Annotated in this window: 4 protein-coding genes and 1 pseudogene; all 5 read left to right on the top strand. The window is 41.2% G+C overall.

Annotated features, from left to right (window positions below; genetic code table 11):
* The first annotated feature begins 300 nt into the window (after positions 1-300).
* The 5 genes and pseudogenes from Q4A14_RS03760 to Q4A14_RS03740 all read left to right on the top strand — a co-directional run bounded on the left by Q4A14_RS03760 (position 301) and on the right by Q4A14_RS03740 (position 6,270).
* Complete coding sequence (locus tag Q4A14_RS03760) at positions 301-1,788, top strand: IMP dehydrogenase (protein WP_303170040.1); 1,488 nt, start codon at positions 301-303, stop codon at positions 1,786-1,788.
* 223 nt (positions 1,789-2,011) lie between these two features.
* A pseudogene (locus tag Q4A14_RS03755) lies at positions 2,012-3,270 on the top strand (IS5 family transposase).
* 295 nt (positions 3,271-3,565) lie between these two features.
* The gene (locus tag Q4A14_RS03750; RefSeq protein WP_303170039.1) at positions 3,566-4,906 is read left to right on the top strand and encodes a serpin family protein; all 1,341 of its coding nucleotides are present in this window, start codon (positions 3,566-3,568) and stop codon (positions 4,904-4,906) included.
* A 189-nt stretch (positions 4,907-5,095) separates the two neighbouring features.
* Positions 5,096-5,632, top strand: a complete 537-nt coding sequence (locus Q4A14_RS03745) for an HXXEE domain-containing protein (RefSeq protein WP_303170037.1) — start codon at positions 5,096-5,098, stop codon at positions 5,630-5,632.
* Between the two features lie 116 nt (positions 5,633-5,748).
* Positions 5,749-6,270 carry a hypothetical protein gene (locus tag Q4A14_RS03740; RefSeq protein ID WP_303170035.1) on the top strand — a complete coding sequence of 174 codons (522 nt, stop codon included), beginning with the start codon at positions 5,749-5,751 and terminating at the stop codon, positions 6,268-6,270.
* The last annotated feature ends 114 nt before the right edge of the window (positions 6,271-6,384 follow it).

The raw sequence follows: 6,384 nt of genomic DNA, 5'->3' as shown, positions 1-6,384 counted from the left end.
AAATAATCTTGTACATCCATAACCCAAAGATAAGCCTATTTTGATGCGGTTGCCATGACAGTAGACCGGGGCAACCGCATCAAAATGTAAGTGTCTGATTATCAATCATAGCTTTGAGTGCATTCTTTATCTTTGAATATAATCCTCAAAAGGCAATCATTTGAAAATTAGCAACTTGTATTTTATCGAGTTTTTTGATGCGGTTGCCATGAAAGAGTGGCGCTCCTACTATCTTTCAGAGAATTATTTCGTATTTTTGTAGGCAAATTGTTTTTTCTCAATTTGATAACATCTAATAATATGGCTATTTACACCGAACACGTTTCTCGCACTTTTGGCGAATATCTATTGATCCCCGGACTCACCACCAAGCAGTGCACTCCGGACAATATAAGCCTGAGAACTCCACTGACAAAATTCACAAAAGATAATCCCGAAGCAGGGATACACCTTAATATCCCTTTTGTGTCGGCAATCATGCAGTCTGTATCCAATGATACCTTGGCTATAGAATTGGCACGAAATGGTGGTCTTTCATTTATCTTCGGATCTCAAAGTGTTGCGTCACAAGCGGAAATGGTCCATAAGGTGAAAAAGTTTAAAGCCGGATTTGTTACCAGTGACTCCAATCTCACTCCGGCAAATACTCTCGCTGATGTTTTAGCACTGGTCAAAAAGACAGGTCACTCGACAGTGGCTATCACCGATGACGGCCAACCCAATGGGAAGCTCCTTGGGATAGTAACCAGTAGGGATTATCGACTCAGCACTGACTCCAGAGAACGAAAGATAGAGGAGTTCATGACTCCGTTCAACAAACTTACCGTAGGCAAACTCGGTATCACTCTATCCGAAGCTAACGACATCATTTGGGAACACAAACTCAATACACTCCCTATCATTGACGAAGATGGTCGTCTCTGCTACTTTGTATTCCGTAAAGACTACGACAGCCACAGACAAAACCCACACGAACTGTCCGACAAGAAGAACAAAACTCTACTGGTAGGGGCTGGTATCAACACCAGAGATTATATGGAGCGTGTCCCCGCACTAGTAGAAGCAGGAGCAGATGTCTTGTGCATAGACTCTTCGGATGGCTACAGCGAATGGCAGGCGGAGTGCCTCAAGTGGATCAAGGAAAGATATGATATACCCGTGGGAGCCGGCAATGTCGTTGACGAAGAGGGTTTTTTGTATCTCGTTGAGGCCGGAGCAGACTTCATCAAGGTTGGTATCGGCGGAGGATCGATATGTATCACCCGCGAGCAAAAAGGGATTGGTCGTGGGCAAGCAACTGCAGTAATAGATATCGCTGAGGCTCGTGACCGTTATTTTGAAAAAACAGGAACATATATCCCAGTATGTAGTGATGGAGGTATTGTCCACGATTACCACATGACTTTGGCCTTAGCCATGGGGGCGGACTTTTTGATGATGGGTCGCTACTTTGCACGCTTTGACGAAAGCCCAACAAAGGTTCTCAAGGTCGGGAATAACTACGTAAAAGAGTATTGGGGAGAGGGTTCAAACAGAGCAAAAAACTGGCAGCGGTACGATAGTGGAGGCGAAGAGGGTCTTACTTTTGAAGAAGGAGTGGACAGCTATGTACCATATGCGGGGGCAATGAAGGACAATCTTGCTGTCACTTTAGGTAAGATGAAAGCAACCATGTGCAGCTGCGGAGCCACAGATCTTAATCACCTGAGAAAATATGCAAAGATCACATTAGTCTCAAGCACTTCTATAGTGGAAGGTGGTGCTCACGATGTCATACTGAAGGAGTAATATCAGATATCAACGTACAAGCACAAATCCCTGTATCTTATTGATTTTGGTAAGATACAGGGATTTGTATTTTAGACCGTTGGTTGGATATAGCTTAATTTTCTTATCTAGTCACCCCTTGAAAAGATATTTAATCTCTGTTATTCAGGGGAATATACATTGATATTCTTTATCAAATCTGCAGGTTTTGTTATCTTCGAGGTAGGAAACTTGCAGATTTTTCATGATTACAAAGTCCCATAGCATTCCATCATTATTCAGCAGTCTATCGGACATGCTGAACAATCACACCCACTCTACAGACTAGCCGACAAAATACATTGGGAGAAATTCGACACAGCTTTCGTTCCTCTCTATTGTCAGAATAATGGTCGCCCTGCTAAACCCATTCGTTTGATGTGTGGCTTGTTGATTCTCAAACACCTTCGTAATCTCTCAGATGAATCCGTTGTGGAGCAATGGAGTGAAAACGCTTACTACCAATACTTTTGTGGTAGGCAAGAGTTTACCCCCGGTGCTCCCTGTGCCTCTTCTGAGTTGGTACACTTTCATAATCGTATTGGAGAAAAGGGGATAGAACTCATTTTTCAGGAGAGCATTCGTGTCAATAATGAAGATGATGACGATCACCATCATAACACTGCTTTTATTGATTCGACCGTTCAAGAAAAGAATATCACCTTCCCGACTGATGCCAAGTTGCATAAAAAGATCGTGCGCAAGGTTCTGGAGATCGTGCATAAATCGGATCTTCCTCTTCGCCAAAGCTATACCGTTGTTTTAAATCGCATTTATCAGAACCGGCGTTTCCGAAATCATCCGAAGAATCGCAAGAAGGCACTGAAGGCAGACAAGAAATTGCGGATCATAGCCGGAAGATCAGTCCGAGAACTCAAGCGTAATCTTGGAGAGCATTCTGTTTACAGTGAGCTGATTGAGAGGTTTGAGGCGATTCTTGCGCAAGGACGTTATAGTCAGAACAAGATTTATTCTATTCACGAACCCGAGGTGCAATGCATCAGCAAGGGTAAAGAGCATAAGAAGTACGAATTTGGTAATAAGGTATCCATCATACGCTCGGCTACCGAGATTATTCTTGGCGCCCAATCTTTTCGTAATGAGTATGATGGACAAACGATAGAAGCAGCGTTGGCACAAGTGGAGCGTCTTACACAAAGAAAGATCAAAATACCGGCAGACGACAGAGGCTATCGGGGTAAGAAAGAGGTCAATGGGACTCAGGTTCTCATACCCGATATCCCCAAGCCCTCGGATAGTAGGTATCAGAGGCGCAAGAAACACAAACTATGCTGCAAGCGAGCAGGGATAGAACCTACCATTGGACATTTGAAATCAGATCATCGTTTAGGGCGCAACTTTTACAAGGGGGTGATGGGGGATACTGTGAACCTACTGTTGGCGGCGGCAGCTTACAACTTCAAAAGAGCCATGAGAGCTCTTTGGCTCCTCTCAAAACAATAAGCGGGAGACCTTTGTTGGAGAATCTCTCGCTTATAAACGCTTTTTAAGGGACGACTATATAAATTATTATGGCTGCATTCCACAAACAAGATTTCTCAAGCCGGATAATTAAATTAAAAAACAACTTAGGAAACCTGGGGATAATAAAAAGTAGATAATAGATGCAATATTTTGATTATTTGAGGATTTAATGGTTGAAAGGGTTGCCATATGAACAATACGGCATCTGTTACATGAGAGAACGAAGAGTAACATCTTCCTACGGATTTAATAACACTTAAATAACAAAAGAGACATGAAAAAACATTTGACTTATCTGATGGGTGTAGCACTGATACTTATCATTGGTTGTAATAAGAACGCTCCTAACGACCCGAACAATCCGGACACCCCACTACCACCGGACAAAGTGAAGGTGCTCTCAGAGGTGGATCTACCGGAACTCGGAGCGTCTGTCCCTGTGATTCCTAATACACAAGAGGAACCAATCAGCGAAAATGACAAAGATTTTGTCGAGGGAAGTAATGACTTTGCATATAAAATGTTTGCACAGCAAGCTGAGAAATACAAGGGAGAGAACCTTATCTTATCACCACTCTCTTGGGATTATGCTATAGCAATGGTCGCAGCAGGAGCAGCAAAAGATGTTTGGGAGGAGTTGACAGAGACAATGGGATGGAACGGAGTCAAAGATCCAGATATCTCAGCTTATCATAAACGCCTCACACGACACTTGGAAACAAGCAGCTCATTCCAAAGGGTGTTCACTTCCAATGCCATGTGGATCGATGATAATAGGATCCAGCAAGTGAATGAAGAATACCCAAAGATTTTAAAAGAGTACTTCGGCGCTGGTATGTCTATACTTGACCTGTCTCAGCCTGAAGCTATCTCTCATATCAATAACTGGGTAGAACGTAAAACTTATAGCAAAATTAAAAATCTCCTTTCCCCGTCGATCGCCTCTGGTAATCTTTCTTTTATATTAACCAATGCTCTATATTTCAATTCCCCATGGCAGAGCCCATTCGATCAAAACAATACCGTGAAAGAAAACTTCACAGCAGCTGATGGAACAGTGCAAGAAGTAGATATGATGAGAGATCAGAAGGTTGAAACATTTGTTGATCTCCCTGATGTGCAAATACTAAGACTCCCAACGGAAGGTAGAGGATTCTTTGTAGATATCATCTTGCCAAAAGACAAAAATCAACCGCTTACTCCTGAATTCTTGACAAAATATGCCCCACATGAGGTATTCAAAAAATATTCTCGCCAGCTTCCTGTAAATGTTTACCTACCGAAGTTTAATTTCACAACAGAACTACTCACACTCATTGATAAGAACAAACCTGAGCTTGCAGCGGCAATAGGGTTGTCTAAACTCATTAGACCTAACGCATTAGTCAACATCATAGACAATCCTGATCTCCAAATCAGCAAGATCGTACAAAAGTGTGTGGTTAAGTGGAACGAAAAGGGCGTAGAGGCAGCAGCAGCCACAGCGGTCGCTGTAATAGACAAGGCGCCTCCTGTTTCAGGCTTTGAGTTTAGGGTAGATCATCCTTTCTTCTTCACAATCACTCATGCCGGTAGCAATAAGTTGATGTTTGTTGGCCAGGTTAATAAGATATGATCACTTTACCGGCAATGAAGGCCGATAAACTCTGCTAAGAAACAGCCGGAACAAGTTAGAGCTTTGTAATCTTAGAAGTCGTACTTGAATCTTTTATGCTGAGGATGCCGACATCTCAAATATCATTGAGAGTCGGCATCTTTTTGTACATTTAAAACACAAAAGACATTATAATAAAATAAATTGCTTATGAAGTCATTAGAATTTTTAATGATGATTTTACCCGTGATCTTCATGCTACACGATTTTGAAGAGATCATCATGTTTGAAAATTGGCTTGCAAAAAATAGGATAAAGTTGAAGACACGTTTTCCTAAAATAGAAAAATTTATTGAGAAACAAGGACTTTTTAAATTCTCCACTTCCACCTTCGCAGTAGGAGTTTTACATGAATTTATCCTACTTTCCGGAGTTTCTCTGACTGCAACTTGCTTCGGAGCTCATGGATTGTGGTTTGCAGCATTTATGGCATATTTTGTTCATCTTTTTGTACATCTTGGCCAATGGATTGCCTACCGCGGATATATTCCCGTTATTATCACAACAATACTAACGCTACCATATTGTATCTATACATTTATAGTATTTTGGAAGAATGCCGCACTGTCAATACTCCAAATGACTCTTTGGGGAGGTATAGGTGTAGTAATAATGATAGTTACTTTCCCCATCTCATTTTTACTAATGAGCAAGTTTAACCAGTGGCAAGAAAAAAGAGCGGCTTAGTTTTTAAGGGAAATAATGCAGTAAACTACTATGGTTAACTCTGCCGGGTATGGAATCAGTCAAATATTTGTATCTTGGACGATGTTAGTTCAATCATATCAAATTTCTCTGCCAATATGAAACTAAAACTCTACCTTCTTTTTATCTTTCTATCCGTATCATATAGCACAAAGGCCCAAATCAGCCCATTCTTTGATTTTGAAGGAGTTTACGAGGAGTCCTTTTTAGGCGTAGGCTTAGGCACATTAAAAATGCAAGAGGACATGAAACCAAATATCGGACTTGCAGTAAATATAAATTTTTGTGGAGGCTTTTTAAGTTGTTTGGTTGGATTTCCCAGAGAGCAAAACCCAAACAATATCGGGCAAAAGATAAAGACTCGGGGCTCTTTGATCCATGCAGGATACCAAATCCCATTTCACAACAGATTCAGGATTGCTCCTCTGATTGGCTATGCTAGTTTTCGAAGATATGGAACAGACGAATCAGAGAAGAAAAGGGGAATGGACTTTGGAGCCATGATGATTATAGATCTCAAGAATATAAACTTATATGCGACATACACCAGATATGGATTTTATGTAGGATGCTCCTTTAACATCAAAGAACACCTTCCCGGAACATTTCCATTATGGTAGTTGCCCATAAAGAGCATAACAGCATTTATCTGCGACAAAATATCTTTCTTTAGAAATCATCTCTCTGAAATCACTATGCAATCCCACACGTAGGAATAATAAAAAAAGCGTTGA

This window comes from Porphyromonas sp. (genome assembly GCF_030529325.1).
Classification (GTDB): Bacteria; Bacteroidota; Bacteroidia; order Bacteroidales; family Porphyromonadaceae; genus Porphyromonas_A.
This window is presented reverse-complemented; position numbering and strand designations above follow the sequence as displayed.

Coding starts and splice junctions, on each gene's coding strand:
- Q4A14_RS03760 (WP_303170040.1), top strand. CDS start 301: ATGGCTATTTACACCGAACACGTTTCTCGCACTTTTGGCGAATATCTA.
- Q4A14_RS03750 (WP_303170039.1), top strand. CDS start 3,566: ATGAAAAAACATTTGACTTATCTGATGGGTGTAGCACTGATACTTATC.
- Q4A14_RS03745 (WP_303170037.1), top strand. CDS start 5,096: ATGAAGTCATTAGAATTTTTAATGATGATTTTACCCGTGATCTTCATG.
- Q4A14_RS03740 (WP_303170035.1), top strand. CDS start 5,749: ATGAAACTAAAACTCTACCTTCTTTTTATCTTTCTATCCGTATCATAT.